The organism is Daejeonella rubra (assembly GCF_900103545.1).
Classification (GTDB): Bacteria; Bacteroidota; Bacteroidia; order Sphingobacteriales; family Sphingobacteriaceae; genus Daejeonella; species Daejeonella rubra.
Window position 1 is genome coordinate 1 of record NZ_FNHH01000029.1, and the last position, 18221, is coordinate 18221.

15 protein-coding genes are annotated in these 18221 nt (G+C 37.7%); 10 read left to right on the forward strand and 5 right to left on the reverse strand.

The window, feature by feature from the left end:
• Positions 1-447 precede the first annotated feature (447 nt).
• The gene (locus BLR27_RS15470; RefSeq protein WP_090706394.1) at positions 448-1887 is read right to left on the reverse strand and encodes a phytoene desaturase family protein; all 1440 of its coding nucleotides are present in this window, start codon (positions 1885-1887) and stop codon (positions 448-450) included.
• 154 nt (positions 1888-2041) lie between these two features.
• On the opposite strand from BLR27_RS15470, the gene BLR27_RS15475 reads away from it, so the two are divergent.
• Positions 2042-2500, forward strand: coding sequence for a DinB family protein (locus BLR27_RS15475; protein ID WP_090706396.1), 459 nt, complete (start codon positions 2042-2044; stop codon positions 2498-2500).
• Between the two features lie 50 nt (positions 2501-2550).
• Here BLR27_RS15475 and BLR27_RS15480 read toward each other — a convergent pair whose 3' ends face one another.
• Together BLR27_RS15480 and BLR27_RS15485 are read right to left on the reverse strand one after the other, a co-directional pair.
• Complete coding sequence (locus BLR27_RS15480; RefSeq protein WP_090706397.1) at positions 2551-3786, reverse strand: cation:proton antiporter domain-containing protein; 1236 nt, start codon at positions 3784-3786, stop codon at positions 2551-2553.
• Between the two features lie 114 nt (positions 3787-3900).
• Positions 3901-4770 (reverse strand): metallophosphoesterase, encoded by an 870-nt coding sequence (locus BLR27_RS15485; protein ID WP_090706399.1) that lies wholly within the window; start codon positions 4768-4770, stop codon positions 3901-3903.
• A 105-nt stretch (positions 4771-4875) separates the two neighbouring features.
• Between BLR27_RS15485 and BLR27_RS15490 the strand changes: the two genes are divergently transcribed.
• The 3 genes from BLR27_RS15490 to BLR27_RS15500 all read left to right on the forward strand — a co-directional run bounded on the left by BLR27_RS15490 (position 4876) and on the right by BLR27_RS15500 (position 8266).
• Positions 4876-5889, forward strand: coding sequence for a metallophosphoesterase family protein (locus tag BLR27_RS15490; protein ID WP_090706400.1), 1014 nt, complete (start codon positions 4876-4878; stop codon positions 5887-5889).
• 289 nt (positions 5890-6178) lie between these two features.
• Positions 6179-7357 carry an acetyl-CoA C-acyltransferase gene (locus tag BLR27_RS15495; protein WP_090706402.1) on the forward strand — a complete coding sequence of 393 codons (1179 nt, stop codon included), beginning with the start codon at positions 6179-6181 and terminating at the stop codon, positions 7355-7357.
• Between the two features lie 6 nt (positions 7358-7363).
• Positions 7364-8266: a hypothetical protein gene (locus BLR27_RS15500; protein ID WP_090706404.1), complete on the forward strand. Its 903-nt coding sequence runs from the start codon at positions 7364-7366 to the stop codon at positions 8264-8266.
• A gap of 115 nt (positions 8267-8381) precedes the next feature.
• Here the strand turns inward: BLR27_RS15500 and BLR27_RS15505 are convergent, their stop codons facing one another.
• Entirely contained in the window at positions 8382-9632 is a 1251-nt protein-coding gene (locus BLR27_RS15505) for a DUF819 family protein (protein WP_090706405.1), read from the reverse strand.
• Positions 9633-9764: 132 nt separating this feature from the next.
• Here BLR27_RS15505 and BLR27_RS15510 point away from each other — a divergent pair, with 132 nt between their 5' ends.
• The 4 genes from BLR27_RS15510 to BLR27_RS15525 all read left to right on the forward strand — a co-directional run bounded on the left by BLR27_RS15510 (position 9765) and on the right by BLR27_RS15525 (position 14104).
• Entirely contained in the window at positions 9765-11126 is a 1362-nt protein-coding gene (locus tag BLR27_RS15510; RefSeq protein WP_090706407.1) for a peptide MFS transporter, read from the forward strand.
• A gap of 94 nt (positions 11127-11220) precedes the next feature.
• The gene (locus tag BLR27_RS15515) at positions 11221-11970 is read left to right on the forward strand and encodes a polyprenol monophosphomannose synthase (RefSeq protein ID WP_090706411.1); all 750 of its coding nucleotides are present in this window, start codon (positions 11221-11223) and stop codon (positions 11968-11970) included.
• A gap of 51 nt (positions 11971-12021) precedes the next feature.
• Positions 12022-13041: a Holliday junction branch migration DNA helicase RuvB gene (gene ruvB, locus BLR27_RS15520; protein WP_090706412.1), complete on the forward strand. Its 1020-nt coding sequence runs from the start codon at positions 12022-12024 to the stop codon at positions 13039-13041.
• Between the two features lie 205 nt (positions 13042-13246).
• Positions 13247-14104: a dienelactone hydrolase family protein gene (locus tag BLR27_RS15525; protein WP_090706414.1), complete on the forward strand. Its 858-nt coding sequence runs from the start codon at positions 13247-13249 to the stop codon at positions 14102-14104.
• Positions 14105-14158: 54 nt separating this feature from the next.
• On the opposite strand, the gene BLR27_RS15530 is transcribed toward BLR27_RS15525, so the two are convergent.
• Positions 14159-15517 (reverse strand): OmpA family protein, encoded by a 1359-nt coding sequence (locus BLR27_RS15530; protein ID WP_090706416.1) that lies wholly within the window; start codon positions 15515-15517, stop codon positions 14159-14161.
• 138 nt (positions 15518-15655) lie between these two features.
• Here BLR27_RS15530 and queG point away from each other — a divergent pair, with 138 nt between their 5' ends.
• Both queG and BLR27_RS15540 read left to right on the forward strand, forming a co-directional pair.
• Positions 15656-16585, forward strand: coding sequence for a tRNA epoxyqueuosine(34) reductase QueG (gene queG / locus BLR27_RS15535; RefSeq protein WP_090706418.1), 930 nt, complete (start codon positions 15656-15658; stop codon positions 16583-16585).
• Between the two features lie 111 nt (positions 16586-16696).
• Positions 16697-18220: a sensor histidine kinase gene (locus BLR27_RS15540; protein WP_090706420.1), complete on the forward strand. Its 1524-nt coding sequence runs from the start codon at positions 16697-16699 to the stop codon at positions 18218-18220.
• The last annotated feature ends 1 nt before the right edge of the window (position 18221 follow it).

The following is an 18221-nucleotide window of genomic DNA, read 5'->3' on the forward strand; positions in this document are numbered from 1 at the left end:
AATAAGTACACTGTTTATCAAGAACTTAAATTAAAAACAGGAAAAAAGAAAGCTAAAAGAGAGGTCTTAGGCAGGTCTTAGATTCGTTTGGTGTATAGCCATTTTACGTTCAGTTGCTATTAAAACGGGGTTTTGGTCAGCTCTGATTGTCCAATACAAAAGTTCTTTGCCCCCCTCCGGAATAATTCCGGAAATGTTAGTTAAGATCAGGAGCATTTACAATCATTTTTTTCTCTTTAGGCTGAAAATATGATTAGTCCACAAATTTGAACCTGATCCTATCCTAAATACAACTTTGGAAATCTAACCCAAACTACATTTAATATAAATTAACTTCTTCTTTGTCTGCAAGATACTTCCTTGAAGGTATGGTAAATGAATGGGAGCCGGGGATTACTTCTGATATTCTTTGTGCATTTCAAATGCTTTTTTTTAATAACATATGTTTTACAGGGCAATATCTATATTGAATACATCTTTAAGAGACTGTTTTGCAGCACGATAGCCGCACATACCATGTACCCCACCACCGGGAGGAGTTGAGGAAGAACAAATATAAATGCCCTTAGCAGATGTACGATATGGGGAAGTTCGAAGAGCAGGTCTGGTAAATAGCTGCCCCATATCGATCACCCCTCCATTGATATCTCCACCGATATAATTAGGGTTATAAACTTCGATCTCTTTGGTATTCATGGTATGCTTTGCCAGAATAAGGTCTCTGAACCCGGGAGCAAATCGTTCCACTTGTTTCTCAATAGCAGCAGTCATATCCTTTTCTGATCCGTTAGGTACATGGCAATAGCCCCATGCTGTATGTTTGCCTTGAGGAGCACGGGATGGATCAACGATACTTTGCTGTGCCATTAAGACAAATGGCTTTTCGGGATGCTTTCCTTTGGAAGTCATCTGTTCCCCTCCTGCAATTTCTTCGAAGGTATTCCCGAGATGAACGGTGCCTGCTCTGAGACACCCTGATGCAGTAAAAGGAATTGGACCATCTAAAGCCCAGTCTATTTTAAACACCCCCATCCCATAACGGTAGCGTTTTAACTGCCATTTATAAATTGATGAAAAGTGCTCTCCTGCAATTTCCAATATTTGTTTTGGAGTAAGATCAAATAGTAAGGTTCGTGATGATGGGATGTCAGACATTGACTTTACATGAGCACCTGTTTCTATCTTTCCGCCAATTGAAATAAAATAAGAAGCAAGTGCTTGTGCAATATTTTTTGATCCCCCCTTTGGTACAGGCCATCCTTTTGCATGTCCGGTTGCCAGTAGAACTAGTCCGGCAGCAGCAGAAGTACTGTTCGACAATGATTGCATAGAATGAGCAGCCATACCCGCCCAAAGTCCTTTGGCCTCCTTAGATTTAAATCTTTTAGCTAAAAAAGAAGCTGATTTCAGGGCATTCAACCCAAAAGAAACCATAGCTAATGGATACTTTGGATAATGGAGAGGCGCTAAAATATCCGGAGCTAAATCAGTCCAGTTTCTAACTAATGGGGCAAGAAGTTCAAGGTAAGATTCTGTGTCAATTCCGAGCTTACTAGCAGTCTCTTCTACAGACCCCTTTAAAACTGCTTCTGTTCCACCATCAAAAGGATGAGCAGCAGCAATTTCCGGATAGATAAATTCCAATCCGAATTGCTCCAATGGCAGGGAATTAAAAAAGGGCGATCCGGCTGCAAGAGGATGAATTGCTGAGCAAACATCATGTATAAAACCTGGCAATGTAAGTTCTTCTGATCGAAGTCCACCTCCGATTGTTTGCTTTGCCTCAAGTATTAATACAGTTAACCCGGCCTGTTGTAATGTAATAGCAGCAGAAAGACCGTTGGGTCCTGAGCCAATAACAACTGCATCATATTCCGGATTTTTCAATGAAAATTTATTTAAGGCTGAATATCATCATTCTCATTTGAAAGGAGTAATGAATTCTTTGCAAAATGAATAAATGAAATTGACAGTTAAATGTTAGAATATAAATTAATGTATTTCCGTGTGAATCTTTAATTTCACACCAAAATTCATCAACATGAACAAGCAAATCGATAACATAAGAAAAACAAGATTGATAATTCTGGAACTTATCAATGATTTAAGTCCGGAACAACTAAACCAGATCCCTGAAGGATTTAACAATAATATTATCTGGAACCTGGGGCACCTGATCGCAGCGCAAGAAGGTGTGTTTTACCTGCGTGGAGGCTTGCCATTAAATTTAGATCAGAAATTTTTCGATTCATTTAAAAATGGGTCCAGACCGGATCATGAATTCAGTACAGAAGAAATCGAATCAATCAAAACACTGCTCATTACTTCCCTGGAACGAGTAGATGCCGATTTAAAAATAGATGCTTTCAATAATTATCAAAGCTGGAAGACCCGGTTTAATGTTGAGATCAGTTCGATTGAGGATGCATTGAACTTTATTCCATTCCATGAAGGCCTGCATATTGGTTGTATGATGGCTTATAAGAAAATGATCATATAATCTATTAGTTTACAGGCAATTAATAAGGTGATAAATTGAATTTTACAAGATTATTCTCTATTAGTATCCCCATTATCAAACTTTTCCGGCGCTAACTCATTCTCTACATTGAATTTTTTATTGGTAAAAATTAGCCCCAGCATCATGATCAGGCCCGATCCTAGAATAACAAAAGATAGAACGCCCTCATTGAATTTATCGGTAGCAAGATGGATTGGAATACTGTAAAAAAGAATAATTGTTATTAAACCACGTGGAGCAATAAACAGTTCAGGAAAAATATTCGTCTTGGATATAAAGCGTAAAAAAACATAACGGAGTAATAATATAACCAATATAACGAGGGTGCCTGTCAGAACAACCGGCTTTAAAACAATTAGTGAAATATCAATACTGTATCCAAACAAAAGGAAAAAGAAGGTCCGTATGAGGAAGGCAAGCTCAGCGGTCATGGTTTTTAGTTCAATATTAACTTCCAAAAGCTTTTCAGGATGAAGATAATCTTTTAACCAACCCCTGAGATATGGTTCAACATTATTAAGTACCAGGCCAAAAACCAGAATAAAAAACAAAGATGGCAGATGCAATTGCTTTGAAAGTGAATAAACCAGGATCAAAATCGAAAGGATAAGAAAAACTTTTATGTGCCCTTTCAGATATTTAAAAAGCAACAATACAAAAAGTGTACATATAATGGATATTACACAGATCAGCACCAGATTTCCCAAAAAAGTGCCAACCGTCATAATGGAAAGCAATTCATTTGAGATCACGTAGTTGAATAGCATGATTCCAATAATATCAGAGAAACTGGATTCATAAATAATAAAATCTTTCTTATTGGGCTCCAGTTTATTGACACTTGGAATGGCAATAGCACTACTGATCACTCCCATTGCAACCGCATAAGGTAATGCTTGCTTAAAAGACATATCTAATGTAAATCCAAGGATAAAAGCAATTGCGATAGTAGTTGAAAACAACATCAGGATAGCTGCCAGCAGTGATCTTTTGATCAGCTGTCGCTTATCAGGAGTAATCTTAAGATCAAGTGATCCTTCTAAAACTATGAGTATCAATCCTACAACTCCCAGTAATTCAAGGACAGTTCTGGAAACAGGGAAAACAAATTGAAAGTAATCACCAATGATCTTAAATAAAATTCCGCAACTGATCAGTAATATAACAGAAGGAACCTTTAAGCGATCTGAGATTATATTAAAAAGGTAGGACATGATCACCAGGATACACAGAACGATCAGTATATAATAAGTATCAAAAATCATGAATATTCAGGTGTTAAAATGGGAGATATTTGCTAAAATAGCAAAACGGATCCATGAAGAATTAAAAATCTATCTTACCTGATTAGTTTTTCTGAATACAGAACTCTTAAAATTCTATTTCTTATACTTTAGTTGAGCAGGAAGAGAATCCAGAGCGAAATATTTATGATCAACTATCTTTCCCTTAACGTTTACAATCCTGAAACCAGAACTGTCTGCACCTAAGGGTCTGCCGACCGGCCCCGTAGTGATCATTTCCATATCACCCGATTTGCCATAGGCATTACGATGATAATGTCCTGCAAAAACCTGTTTAACGCCATATTTTTTGAAAAGTTCAAGGTATATTTTACGTCGCTCCGTGTTGATATTAAAATACTCATCAGCTTCATTTGCATCCCTAAGAAACAAGGAATGATGCATAAATACCATGATATTCTTTGCATTTGATTTTTTTGCATCCTCAAGTACTTCAATCAACCATTCCAACTGGTCTGCAGCTTCAGCAGGTGCCAGCGAAGGATCTTTGATCAGGGATGAATTTATTACGATACCAAAAATATTTCCTGAACGAAAAGTGTAGCGATCACTTCCAAAATGTTGTTTATATAGAGCCAAACTTGCTATTGTGGGTATATTTTCTACATCATGGTTACCAGATACACTATAAATTTTAATAGATGGATCTAATTTAGCCGATATCCTTTTGTATTCGCTGATCTGTGGCAGATCACCCGGTTTATTAACCAGATCACCACAAACAACAACAAATGAGGGCTTCAATCTGTTTGTTTCCGCAATCGCCTTTTCATAATTTACAGTTTCCCTGCTGAATTCTTTATTCGCATTAAAAAATCCAAACTGCGTGTCAGCCATCTGAAAGAAGGTTAGCTTATTTGCAGTTTGTAAAGAAGAGCATCCTGTACTCACAACTAAAAGCAGAATAATGAAGAATTTATTAAGGTTTGAAACGTCTCTGATCATTTATTAAATATCCTCAAAAAGATGAGTTTACCAAAAAAAAATGCATGATCATATTGTTAAATCGATACTACTTTAATAATTAGCTTTGGGTACAAAAATCATTTCATGAAAATCAACTATACAGCCATACTCCTTAGCATCTTACTTTTTATACTTTTCAGTTCATTTAATTTCAAAAGTAGTGCTTCATTTCAAGATGAACCTGCAGGTAAAAACAACCGGAAAGCTAAGGTGCTGAAGATATGTGTTATATCTGATCTAAATTCAAGCTATGGTTCTACAAGTTATAGTGATGATGTAAAAGCAGTTATTAGTCAGTTGGACTTAATAAAACCCGATATCATACTCTGTGCAGGTGATATGGTTGCAGGGCAAAAGGCTTCTTTAAGCGAAGAAAATATCAATGCTATGTGGGATAGCTTTAAAACAACAGTACTAGATCCTGTCCGAAAGTTAAATATACCTTTTGGCTTTACCGTTGGAAACCATGATGCCTCTCCTACCTACCTGACAGACCGTAAATTATCTCAAAAATTCTGGAAGGACAATATCGAAGCTACGGGATTAGATTTTGTTGATTCAAGTCATTATCCTTTTTATTATAGCTATATCAAAAACAATGTTTTTTTCATAAGCTGGGACGCTGCAGGTGCCAAAATTGATCCGGAAGTGTACGACTGGATGAAAAAACAGCTGAATGAAAAACTTGCAAAAAAAGCGAGTTTGAGAATCCTGATTGGGCATTTACCCCTTTATGCTATTGTAGATAGTAAGAACAAAGCGGGGGAAGTAAATTCAGACCCGGAAGCGGCCCTAAGTTTTTTTAATAAAAATGGCATTGACCTCTATATCAGCGGACATCAGCATGCATTCTATCCAGCGGTAAAAGATGGTATACGATTTTTGAATGCAGGTTGTATTGGCGATGGACCAAGAAAACTGATTGGGAATACTACTGAGGCAGTTAAAACCTATACACTGATCGAAGTGCCGAAACGTAAACCGGAAAAATTCAGCTATAAAACTTATATCCCAAATACTAAGGCTGAGATTGACTTAAAAAGCCTTCCTGATTCCATTATTGGATTTAATGGCATATCCATTAAGGAAAAATATTGATTATTAAGTATTTATGTTAATTATTTGAATTTTTAATTGATATATAATCTTGTTGAAATAAGCACATATTACTTTATAGAATTGTTATTATTCAGTAACAAATCTTTTATTATAGCGTTAATTGAATTGCTCTTGCCTGCAAATTCCTAACTTGCAACAACTAATCAATTGTACCAAAATGAAACCATCCTGATTTTGCTAAAACCCGCAGGGCTATGATTATAAAATCATGATCACCCTGCCTACCGTCAGGCTGGTTCATCACCAATAAAAAATTAAATAAAAACAGATGAAAGAAGTTTATATTATATCAGCAGTAAGAACTCCTATTGGAAGTTTCGGAGGTTCTTTGTCTGCACTTACAGCAAGTCAGCTGGGCGCTACTGCCATTAAAGCTGCCGTTGAACGTGCAGGTATTGACCCGGGACAAGTTCAGGAAGTGTTTATGGGTAATGTGCTGTCGGCAAATATCGGGCAGGCTCCAGCAACTCAGGCAGCAAAATTTGCAGGGCTTCCGGATATTCCTGCCACTACGATAAATAAAGTATGTGCATCAGGCACAAAAGCAATTATGTTCGCTGCACAAAGTATTGCAATGGGACAAAATGATATTGTTATTGCAGGAGGAATGGAAAGCATGAGTAATGTTCCCTATTACCTGGATAAGGCCAGAAATGGTTATCGGCTAGGCGATGGAAAGATCATTGATGGCCTGGTAAAGGATGGCCTTTGGGATGTTTATAATGACTACCATATGGGATCGGCAGCTGAACTATGCGCTACAGATTGCAATATTAGCCGTGAAGACCAGGATGCTTATGCAATAGAATCCTATAAAAGGTCTCAGGCTTCACAGGCAGAAGGCAAATTCAAAAATGAGATCACTCCGGTTGAAATAAAAGACAGAAAAGGTGAAATAAGTCTCATTGAGAATGATGAAGAGGTTAATGCCGTTAAATTTGATAAGATTTCTTCATTAAAAACCGTTTTCAAAAAGGACGGGACTGTAACTGCAGCCAATGCATCTACACTAAACGATGGTGCTGCAGCTCTGGTTTTAATGAGTAAAGAAAAAGCAGATGAACTTGGTTTAAAGCCATTGGCCAGGATCATATCTTATGCAGATGCTCAGCAGGCACCTGAATGGTTTACCACCACTCCGTCTAAAGCTATTCCTATTGCTTTAGAACGCGGAGGAATACAAGCCGGTGATGTAGATTATTATGAGATCAATGAAGCTTTTTCAGTTGTATCGCTGGCAAATAACAGAATCTTAAAGCTTGATCCCTCTAAAGTAAATGTTAATGGCGGTGCCGTTTCACTAGGACATCCTCTTGGCGCATCCGGCGCAAGAATAGTTGTTACACTAATCAATGTCCTTAAACAAAATAACGCAAAAATAGGGGTTGCAGCAATTTGTAATGGCGGTGGTGGAGCAAGTGCTATGGTCATTGAAAACCTTCAATAAAAGCACATGAAGCAAGTATTTCTGATCGGTGGCCTTCTCCTTTTAATTCTGACAAAAGCAGAAGGCCAGCCTTCAGGCAATAAAAACCAGCAGCAGCTAATGGCATTTCAGGATAGTCTGAAAGAGCTTAGCTATAAAATGGTGAATGACAGTATTGAGCCTGAACGCTATAATGCAAGTTATAAACTGATTAAAACTCTTGTAACTGCCTTAAAAACACCTTATTCTTTTAATTTTCCTTTTGATTCAGTAAAAGCAATTTCCATTCAGTCGTCATCAGATAAAAGGTTCCGGATTTTCAGTTGGCATGTAATGAATAATGATGGCAGCTACCGATATTATGGAACAGTACAGATGAATAAGCCTGATGGTAGGCTTGAATTGTTTCCATTGATTGATTATACTCCTGCCTTTAAAAGTCCATCTGATAGTACTACAAGCAATGACAGATGGTACGGTGCTCAGTATTACAGGATAATTTCAGTATTGAACAATGTTCCAATCCCCTATTATGTGCTACTTGGATGGAAAGGAAATACGGTTAAATCAACAAAGAAGGTGATCGAAATTCTCTATTTCAAGGATGGGAAGGCACATTTTGGCATGCCTGTATTTGATGGAGACCAGGATAATCCAGGAAAAAAGCGGATAATTTTTGAATATGACCGAAGAGCTTCCATGGTTTTGAATTATGAGCCTTCTACCAATACGATCGTTTTTGACCATCTGGCTCCCCCTGATCCGAAACTGAAAGGGAGGTTTGAACTTTATGGACCTGATTTTTCTTATGATGGTTTTAAACTTCAAAATGGCAGATGGAAATTTGTACCGGACCTTGAATTAAAGAATGATTCAACAGATCAGGATGATAATTTCAATGACCCGAAAAAGATGAATCAGAAGTTTTAAGCTGTAGGTAATATTTGTAAGTCTGAATCTCAGTCAAGCGAATATTTAACAGGCCTGAACAAACAACCAGTAAAACGTAACTCAACACAGATATAGGCATGCAGAACCTTGATGCCTAAGGCGACACTGCCTGCATCATCAAACCACAAACATAGGCTCCGTAAGTACCTATAACATAGCCAAAAACAGCTAATAATACCCCAATGGGAGCTAGTGAAGGATGAAAGGCACTGGCAATTACAGGTGCAGATGCTGGACCTCCGATATTAGCCATACTGCCAACTGCAAGGAAAAAGAATGGAGTTTTAGTAAGCTTGGCAACAATAAAAATCACAATAATATGTATCAGGATCCATACCAATCCAACGATAAGTACACCCGGTTTATTAAAAATAGCCATGATATTCATTTGCATGCCTATAGTTGCGATCAATACATACAATAATACGCTTCCAATTCTTGAAGCCCCTGCTCCTTCAAGATTCCTGAGTCTGGTAAAGGAGAGCACCATGCCTAAAGTCGTAGCTATAATTACAAGCCAGAAAAAACCGGAAGTAAGACTAAATGCGCTCAGATAAGGTGCATTAATAGTTATCCAGGGCGCAATATTATCTGCCCCAAAGTGGGCAATTCCAGTTACGCCAAAGCCAATTCCAAGTATCAGTATGATATCTTCCATTTTAGGAATCCTCATTATACTTAGCTGATATGCTTCGATTTTATCTTTTATTTCTGTAACCGATTGATCATCAGCTTTTAAAAATCTATTTATCAGAACATTTTTACCTGCTCCAAAAAGCAACAAAGCCATCCACAGATAAGAAATAAACACATCAAGGGCAACCATAGCAGAAAAGAGATCGGGACTAGGCTTAAATATCTCATACATTGCTGCCTGATTCGCACCTCCCCCAATCCAGGTTCCGGCGACCGTACTCAATCCTCTCCAAACCTCTTCAGCACCTTCACCACCTACAATTTCAGGTGCAAACAGCGAAACAAGAAAAACTGCTGCAGGCCCGCCAAGCATTATACTGATCGAGGCTGTGATAAACATTAATCCCGCTTTTTTTCTTAATTTCCATATCTCCCTTAAATCAAGACTTAATGTAAACAATACCAGACTGGCAGGTAACAGGTACCTGGATGCCATGGTATAAAGCGATGAAGTTGTACCCGAAATAATCCCCATTGAATTTAATAGACCAGGAAGGAAATAGCACAGAAGTATAGGCGGAATAACAGTATATAGCTTTTTAAAAAAAACAATATTGCTTTCTGATGTCCAGAAGACCAATCCAAGAATACCCATTAGGATTCCTAACACAACAGCATCATTCGTTATCAGGGCAGTCTGTTCAATCATTTAAGAAGATTTTAACATTAAGAATATATAAAGCATCAATTTTAGTAAAATTTAATTATAATTGAACTTTTTACTTCTTTTTAACATTTAAGAAGTAACAAAAGCTAACCAATCAATTATCAATTAAATTATATGGAATTGCAACAAAAACAACTTTTCGGACATCCCAGAGGCTTGTATATACTGTTTCTTACAGAAATGTGGGAAAGGTTTAGTTTCTATGGTATGCGGGCACTCCTCGTGCTTTTTCTTGTTTCATCGGTTAACGGAGAAAACCCTGGTTTTGGCTGGACAAGCAGCGAGGCCTTAAAGTTGTATGGTATTTATACCTTTCTGGTTTATTTATCCTCCATCCCTGGCGGAATCCTTGCAGATAAGTTGATCGGTCAGAAAAAGGCAGTTATTTTAGGTGGAGTCCTGCTGGTAGCCGGGCACAGTATCCTTGCATTCCAGTCATTAATAACATTTTATGTGGGTTTAGGATTAATAATTGCAGGAGTTGGTTGTTTAAAGCCAAACATTTCAACTATGGTTGGCGGACTCTATCCTAAAGGTGATGACCGTCGTGATAAAGGATTTACTATTTTTTATATCGGAATCAATGTTGGAGCATTTCTGGCAGGTATAATCATTGGATACGTTGGCGAGACCATGGGCTGGCATTATGGTTTCGGCCTGGCGGGTATAGGAATGGCGATTGGTTTGGTTATTTTCATATTTGGACAAAAATACCTTCAGGGTGTTGGAGAAGCAACTAAAGAATTATCTGTTGCAGATCAGGAAATAAAAAACAAGCCACTTACAGCGATAGAAAAAGATCGTGTGAAAGTGATGCTTTTATCATTCCTGATGATCATTGTATTCTGGGGAGCATTTGAGCAGGCAGGAGGTTTAATGAACCTTTATGCTGCTGAAAAAACAAATAGGATCATCGGCTTCCTGAACTGGACGGTTCCTGCAACCTGGTTCCAGTCTGTCAATTCATTCTTTATAATAACGCTGGGAATTCCTGTTGCAGCATTCTGGTATAACAGAAAAAGAAGTGGAAAAGAAGCATCATCCATATTTAAGATAGCTATTGGAGTGATAATCATGGGTTGGGGATTTCTTTTTATGACTGCAGCTTCAGCTCAATATCAGAATGAAGGTTCTTCAGCGATGTACTGGCTTGTTCTGGCTTACCTTTTCCATACTATCGGAGAACTAAGTGCATCCCCTGTTGCTCTATCCTATATCACCAAATTGGCTCCCTTGAAATATGCTTCGATCATGATGGGGGTATTTTTCGCGGCAACCGGCCTGGGTAATTATGTTGCTGGATGGGTAGGTGTTTGGTCACAAACTGCAGGAGAATTTGAAATATTTATAGGAATAGCTGTATTCTGCACGCTTATTGGTGGTATTGTAATCTCTATACTTAAACCATTAAAAAGGCTTGCACATGGCGCTGAAGATTTCTCAGCAGAAACTATGGCATCACTCAAAGCAGAATAATATTTTAACACTTTAAAAATACAGATCAGAGAGATGTTAAATACATCTCTCTTTTCGTTTAAAGCAGTATATTCGCAGTTAATAATTTTAGTACGTGTTATCAGACAGCCTTGTCATTATTCCAACCTACAACGAGAAGGAAAATATCGAAAATATCATTCGAAAAGTTTTCTCTCTTCCCGATGTATTCCATATTCTGGTAGTTGATGACGGTTCCCCGGATGGAACAGCAGATATTGTAAAAAGCCTTCAGGAAGAATATGAGGGAATGCTTCATATTGAAGAGCGCAAAGGAAAACTAGGATTAGGAACTGCCTATATTCATGGTTTTAAATGGGCTCTTGAACGACATTACGAATATATTTTCGAAATGGATGCCGATTTTTCACATAATCCGGAAGATCTTGTCAAATTAAAATTCGCATGTATTGATGGTTCTGATCTCGCCATTGGCTCAAGATATATAAAAGGTGTAAATGTAGTAAACTGGCCTATGAGCCGGGTTTTGATGTCATATTTTGCTTCTGTTTATGTTAGATTGGTCACCCGTATCAATATCCAGGATGCTACAGCTGGATTTAAATGTTACAGGCGCATCGTACTGGAAACTATTCCACTCAATAAGATAAAGTTTATTGGATATGCATTCCAGATCGAAATGAAATTTACAACGATCAGGTATGGCTTTGAAGTAGTTGAAGTACCAATCATCTTTACTGACCGTACTGAAGGAACTTCAAAAATGAGCACCAGAATATTCAGAGAAGCCTTTTTAGGTGTTATTCAGATTAAGCTAAGCAGTTTTTTCAGGGATTATTCGAGGAATTTAGATTCCAAAAAATAAGAATTGAATTTTATATTTATCTAAACAAATTAATAAAGACATTCTGGCCTTATGAACGAAAACCTTGACCCCGCCGAAGAAAATCTTTCACCTGTAGAACGGGAGATAGAAAAAGTTCTTCGTCCGCAGGTTTTTGAAGATTTTACAGGGCAACATAAAATACTTGCCAATCTGCGCATATTCGTTCAGGCAGCGAAACTTAGAGGTGAAGCACTCGATCATGTGCTGTTGCATGGACCTCCGGGATTAGGAAAGACTACTCTATCGCATATTATAGCGAATGAAATGGGAGTAAATATCCGTATCACTTCAGGACCTGTTTTAGATAAACCAGGAGATCTTGCAGGTTTACTAACCAATCTGGAAGAGGGTGATATTCTTTTTATTGACGAAATACATCGCTTAAGTCCGCTGGTTGAAGAATACCTGTACTCCGCGATGGAAGATTTCAAGATCGATATCATGCTTGAAACCGGACCCAATGCCCGCTCAGTACAGATCTCATTAAATCCCTTCACACTTGTTGGAGCAACAACGCGCTCAGGACTTCTAACAGCTCCTCTGAGAGCACGATTCGGGATAAACAGCCGTCTTGAATACTACGATGCCAAACTGCTTACAACCATTGTATTGCGCTCTGCAGAAATTCTTAAAACTGAAATTTCAGATGAAGGCGCTTATGAAATAGCCCGGAGGAGTCGTGGTACACCTCGTATTGCAAATGCCCTTTTACGCCGGACTCGTGATTTTGCCCAGATAAAAGGCAATGGCAATATCGATACCGAGATCGCTAAATATGCCCTAAACGCACTGAATGTGGATGAGCATGGTCTGGATGAGATGGATAATAAAATCCTGATAACCATTATTGATAAATTCAAGGGCGGACCAGTAGGCTTAAAAACTATTGCCACTGCCGTTGGAGAAGAAGAAGGTACAATCGAAGAAGTATATGAACCATTCCTCATTCAGGAAGGATACATTATGCGTACTTCAAGGGGAAGAGAATGTACTGAAATTGCCTATAAACATCTCGGCCGACTAAAAACAGGTGGAAATACCTTGTTTTGATCCTTCCTGCGAAATACATTTTTTAAGCTAGATTCAATTTTTATTTTTTTTCATTACCTTATCCTGAATATTAATATTATTAGTTGCATTGCTTAGTATGGTAGTAGCATAACTAAGCATATGTCAGTTATTTTATTGAAAAATATCCGAAATATTCTTTATAGTTAAAATATTTTAATTGAAATTAATTTAAACATAAATCAATATGAATCAGGAAATTATCAATCTCTACGACGAATACACCCATAAACCTTTAAGCCGTAAACAATTCATGAGCCGGCTGGTAAAACTTACCGGAAGTGTAGCAGTTGCAACCTCTGCCCTATCACTATTAGAAGTTGGTTATGCACAGGCTGCCACTGTTTCTGAACAGGATGAAGATCTTATCCTTGAGGATATCAGCTACTCTGGTGATGGCAGCACTATGAAAGGATATCTTGCAAGACCTAAGGGACGTGGCAAATATGGAAGTGTTGTTGTGATTCATGAAAACCGTGGCTTGAACCCTCATATAAAAGATATAACCAGACGAATTGCAAAAGCCGGTTTTATTGCACTGGCTCCCGATGCACTTTCACCTTTTGGCGGGACTCCTGAAAACGTTGATGAAGCCAGAGCCATGTTCAGTAAAATTGAGGCTCCTAAAAATCTGCAAAATTTCCTGAATGCCTTTGATTACCTAAGATCAAGATCAGAAAGTAATGGAAAAACAGCCTGTGTTGGATTTTGCTGGGGTGGTGCCTTAACAAATCGCATGGCAGTAAATTCTCCGGAATTAAAGGCGGCAGTAGCCTATTATGGAGGTCAGCCGGATGCAGCCGATGTACCAAAAATAAAAGCAAAGCTGATGCTGCATTATGCAGGTTTGGATACCCGTGTAAATGCTGGCATTCCGGCTTACGAGGCAGCACTAAAAGCAGCGGGAACAGATTACCAGTTATTTATCTATGATGGAGTTCAGCATGCATTTAATAACGATACAGGTGGTGAACGATATAATCCCGAGGCCGCAAAACTAGCCTGGTCAAGAACACTGGAACTTTTCAATAAAACGATCAAATAAAAAAGGGGGCTGATCCAAATGGATCAGCCCCCTTTTTATTTATTATAATTGGTTCTAGTATAATGTAAATTCTACTCTTCTATTATCCTGACGACCTTTGGCAGTTTTATTAGTAGAGATTGGCTGACTTTCGCCATATCCAACAGCTTCAATGCGTGAAGAATTAGCTCCCTGACTTACCAGATATGATTTCACTGACTCTGCACGATCTTTAGACAGTTTCAAGTTCGCTGCATCACTACCTACATTATCAGTATGACCAGCTAATTTTAAACTAAAGTCTTTAGATTTTAGCAAGTCAGCAACCCTGTTAAGGCTTGGGTATGAAGTTGAACGTAAGGTAGATTTTGCAAAATCAAATTCAAGGTTACGGATTGCTTCAGCAACAACTTTTCTGTCTTCTTCAGTAACTACCACACGAACCGGGTTAACTACTGTTGTATTTGTTGTTACTTTTAATTCACAACCTGCACCATCTACCTGAGTTCCTGCTGGAGTGTTAGGGCATTTATCAAAGTAATCTGATACACCATCTTTATCCGCATCATTCAGATAACGTTTCCAATCAGCATCCATTTGAGCCATATGAGCTGCATGTTTTGCACGATCAGCATCAAGATCTGCCTGTAGCTTAGCATTTCTGGTGATATAATCATCCTCTAATGCAGCAACCGGGTTATAGGTAGATAATTGTCTTTTTGACTTACTCCCCAATGCAAATTCAAGTCCGATATGTGAATAAGAGAACTTATCATTTTGAATACCTGAACGGAATCCATCCATGTTATCACCATCAACAAAGTTCATGGTATAACCAAGATCAAGATTAACATTATTACCTAAGCTGAACTTTAAACCAGCACCAACCGGAATAAATACTTCATTTACATTTTCACCTGAGTTGAATTTAGTTTCTGTACCTGCATTATTCTTTAATACAATGTTATAACTCATTAATCCTGCTCCAGCGCTTAAATAAGGTTGAACCACATTTTGACGGTTCATCCAATAAATATTAGCTAGTGTAAAGTTTGTACTCAAACTTCCTGAATAAGCAAGCTTAGTTTCATAAGAAGAATAAGGGCTTACTGGATCCATTCCATTTCCCCATGCTTTTGAATTATCAGCCTTCAGCTTTCCGGCCAAAAAATCTGCCTGAATACCAAATGCTGGTAAAATTTGTTTTTTGATATAAGCACCATATCCTAATTCAGGCTTCCACTGACTAAAATCGTTTTGTCCGGAAAATATTGTGGGTGCAAGCATGCCACCACTAATTCCTACCGACCATGTATTAAAAGAAGAAGCTGGAGAAAATAATTTGGGACTTTCAGGTTTATCCTGAGCGTTCACTGCAGCAGAAACAACTAAACCAATTGTAAGCGCTGAAAGTTTAAGAAAATGTGTTTTCATAATGAATATTTATTTACACTAGTCTTGCAAATGCTATACCACAAAGGATATTATTTAGATAAACCATACTTGTTCAGGCTTCAAATATTGAATAGCCAGCATTCGTAACAAGCATATTTTTTATCTTTGAATTTCATTATGATCAACAGAGCTCAATATTCACGGTTTATAAAATCAGAGGCATTGAAACTGGGCTTTCTGTTCTGTGGTATATCAAAAGCAGAATTCCTGGAAGAAGAAGCTCCACGACTTGAAAACTGGCTTAAAAAGGGCTATAACGCAGAAATGAGCTATATGGAGAACCATTTCGATAAACGTCTTGACCCATGTAAACTCGTTTATGGAGCTAAATCGGTTATTTCACTTGCATTAAATTATTATACTGATCAGAAACAAAAAGATCCATTTGCACCTAAAATAAGTCAGTATGCATATGGCGATGATTATCATGCAGTAATAAAAGAAAAGCTGAACCAATTGATGCAGTTAATACAGGAGGGGATCGGTGAAGTTAGCGGTCGTTCCTTTGTTGATTCTGCACCTGTACTGGATAAGGTATGGGCAAAAAAAGCAGGATTAGGCTGGATAGGCAAGCATACGAACCTGATCAATAAAAAATCTGGTTCATTTTTCTTTCTGGCAGAATTGATCATTGACCTTGATCTGGAATACGATCTGGCGCCAACAAAAGATCATTGCGGAACCTGTACAAAATGCATAGATGCCTGCCCTACTGATGCCATTGTTGGGCCTTATGTAGTAGATGGAAGCAGATGTATTTCCTACCTGACCATTGAGCTTAAAAATGAACTTCCTACTGAGTTCAAAGGTAAAATGGATAACTGGATGTTCGGCTGCGACATTTGCCAGGATGTTTGTCCCTGGAATAAGTTTTCTGTCCTAAATACTGAACCTTTATTCAATCCACATGATGATCTTTTAGAATTATCGCAGCGTGATTGGCAGGAAATTAATGAAGATACCTTTAAAAAAGTCTTTGAAAACTCAGCCGTTAAAAGAACAAAGTTTAGTGGATTAAAGAGAAATATCGATTTTTTAAGGTCATAATTACAGAGATTCATATCTTAAAACAAATTCATCACATTTTACGGGACTTTCATCACATTTATTAGTTCAAACAGGATGTACAGCTTAACATTGTTCCGTAAACAATAAAATATGAAACAAATTATAAACAAACCGGCTGATATCAATAAGATCGAATTTTGGGCAGTAACCACCATGTTCGTATTTTCAATATTTTTTTTGGTCTCCGGATCAATTAATCAAAACTGGGTACCTAATAAGGGTCTATTCAGGGAATCCTTGCAGCAGTATTCATATTTCGATAACTATTTCATACCAACTTTATTCAGATACGCGGTTTTCTATGGCAGCTATTTATTGCTAACACTACTGATAATACCACCACTCAGTCGAAAAGAAAATATTGCAAAAAACATCATTTATATCCATGTAATATTCTATTTCATAAGTGTTTCTATGGGTACAACGGATACCTGGATAAAAGGATATTTATTCGACCAGTACCCTGATGAAGACCTTTATACCAAGCTCTTTCAGGATAATATCATGTATTCATTCTGGTTGATGATCATGTTTGCATTTTACACTGCAATCAAGTACGTGGCAATCTATCTGTTGGAGAACTCCGACCTGATTCAATCAGAATACCGGGTAATAACCCGGGATGGGATTTATGCCTTTATACTCTGGATGATTGGATTATTTCTACTATTAATTGGAAATGCTGATGAAGGGGCAGTTATTGTTATAGCCATATGCACACTGATGGGAATTACAATTTATTGTTATTCGATTTACAATCTGATTCCGCAAGTCTATAAAAAGGGTAAAACTTTTAAGGCATATTTTTGGAAACTGGCTGGAATAACAGTGATCAGCGTCATTCCTCTTTCACTATTCTCCCTTATTTTCAATCATAGAAATGATCCGGAGATCGCCATTGCAGTCAGTCTTTTCAATATTGCCTTTCAGCTTCTTATCACAGGTCCACTTTCCTGGTACCTCTATAAACAAAGATTAACGGCAAATTATGAAATAATAGGACTGAAAACTGCCCTCGGACATTCAAATGCGAACCTCAATTTCCTTCGTTCTCAGATCAATCCCCATTTTCTGTTTAATATTTTAAACTCATTATATGGTACTGCTTTACAAGAGAGATCAGAGCGGACAGCAGATGGTATACAAAGACTTGGTGACATGATGCGATTCATGCTTCATGAAAATATGCAGGAAAAAATATCATTAACCAGAGAAATCGAGTACCTGAATAATTACATTGCTTTACAAACATTACGCACTCAAACTTCACCTGATATTACCATACAATCAGAAATTGAAGAACATATGGGAAATCTTCAGATCGCACCAATGCTGTTAATTCCTTTTGTTGAAAATGCTTTTAAACATGGAATAAGTCTGAAAGAATCATCCGGTATAAGAATAAGTCTGCTATGTAAAGATAAAAGCCTTTATTTCGATGTTTCCAATTCCATACATGCGAAAAATTCCAATGATCCGGAAAGTGAGAAGAACGGTATAGGACTGAACAATGTTCAGCAAAGACTGCGACTACTTTACCCAGGTAAGCATGAATTAACCATTCGGGAAAATGGGAAAGAGTTTTTCATTCACCTGACTATTCAGCTGGATTAAT

What these genes read in the sequence shown, in the direction of transcription:
- ruvB (WP_090706412.1), top strand. Translation starts at nt 12,022, where the DNA reads ATGAACGAAAACCTTGACCCCGCCGAAGAAAATCTTTCACCTGTAGAA.
- BLR27_RS15495 (WP_090706402.1), top strand. Translation starts at nt 6,179, where the DNA reads ATGAAAGAAGTTTATATTATATCAGCAGTAAGAACTCCTATTGGAAGT.
- BLR27_RS15490 (WP_090706400.1), top strand. Translation starts at nt 4,876, where the DNA reads ATGAAAATCAACTATACAGCCATACTCCTTAGCATCTTACTTTTTATA.
- queG (WP_090706418.1), top strand. Translation starts at nt 15,656, where the DNA reads ATGATCAACAGAGCTCAATATTCACGGTTTATAAAATCAGAGGCATTG.
- BLR27_RS15500 (WP_090706404.1), top strand. Translation starts at nt 7,364, where the DNA reads ATGAAGCAAGTATTTCTGATCGGTGGCCTTCTCCTTTTAATTCTGACA.
- BLR27_RS15525 (WP_090706414.1), top strand. Translation starts at nt 13,247, where the DNA reads ATGAATCAGGAAATTATCAATCTCTACGACGAATACACCCATAAACCT.
- BLR27_RS15480 (WP_090706397.1), bottom strand. Translation starts at nt 3,786, where the DNA reads ATGATTTTTGATACTTATTATATACTGATCGTTCTGTGTATCCTGGTG.
- BLR27_RS15475 (WP_090706396.1), top strand. Translation starts at nt 2,042, where the DNA reads ATGAACAAGCAAATCGATAACATAAGAAAAACAAGATTGATAATTCTG.
- BLR27_RS15540 (WP_090706420.1), top strand. Translation starts at nt 16,697, where the DNA reads ATGAAACAAATTATAAACAAACCGGCTGATATCAATAAGATCGAATTT.
- BLR27_RS15510 (WP_090706407.1), top strand. Translation starts at nt 9,765, where the DNA reads ATGGAATTGCAACAAAAACAACTTTTCGGACATCCCAGAGGCTTGTAT.
- BLR27_RS15505 (WP_090706405.1), bottom strand. Translation starts at nt 9,632, where the DNA reads ATGATTGAACAGACTGCCCTGATAACGAATGATGCTGTTGTGTTAGGA.
- BLR27_RS15530 (WP_090706416.1), bottom strand. Translation starts at nt 15,517, where the DNA reads ATGAAAACACATTTTCTTAAACTTTCAGCGCTTACAATTGGTTTAGTT.
- BLR27_RS15485 (WP_090706399.1), bottom strand. Translation starts at nt 4,770, where the DNA reads ATGATCAGAGACGTTTCAAACCTTAATAAATTCTTCATTATTCTGCTT.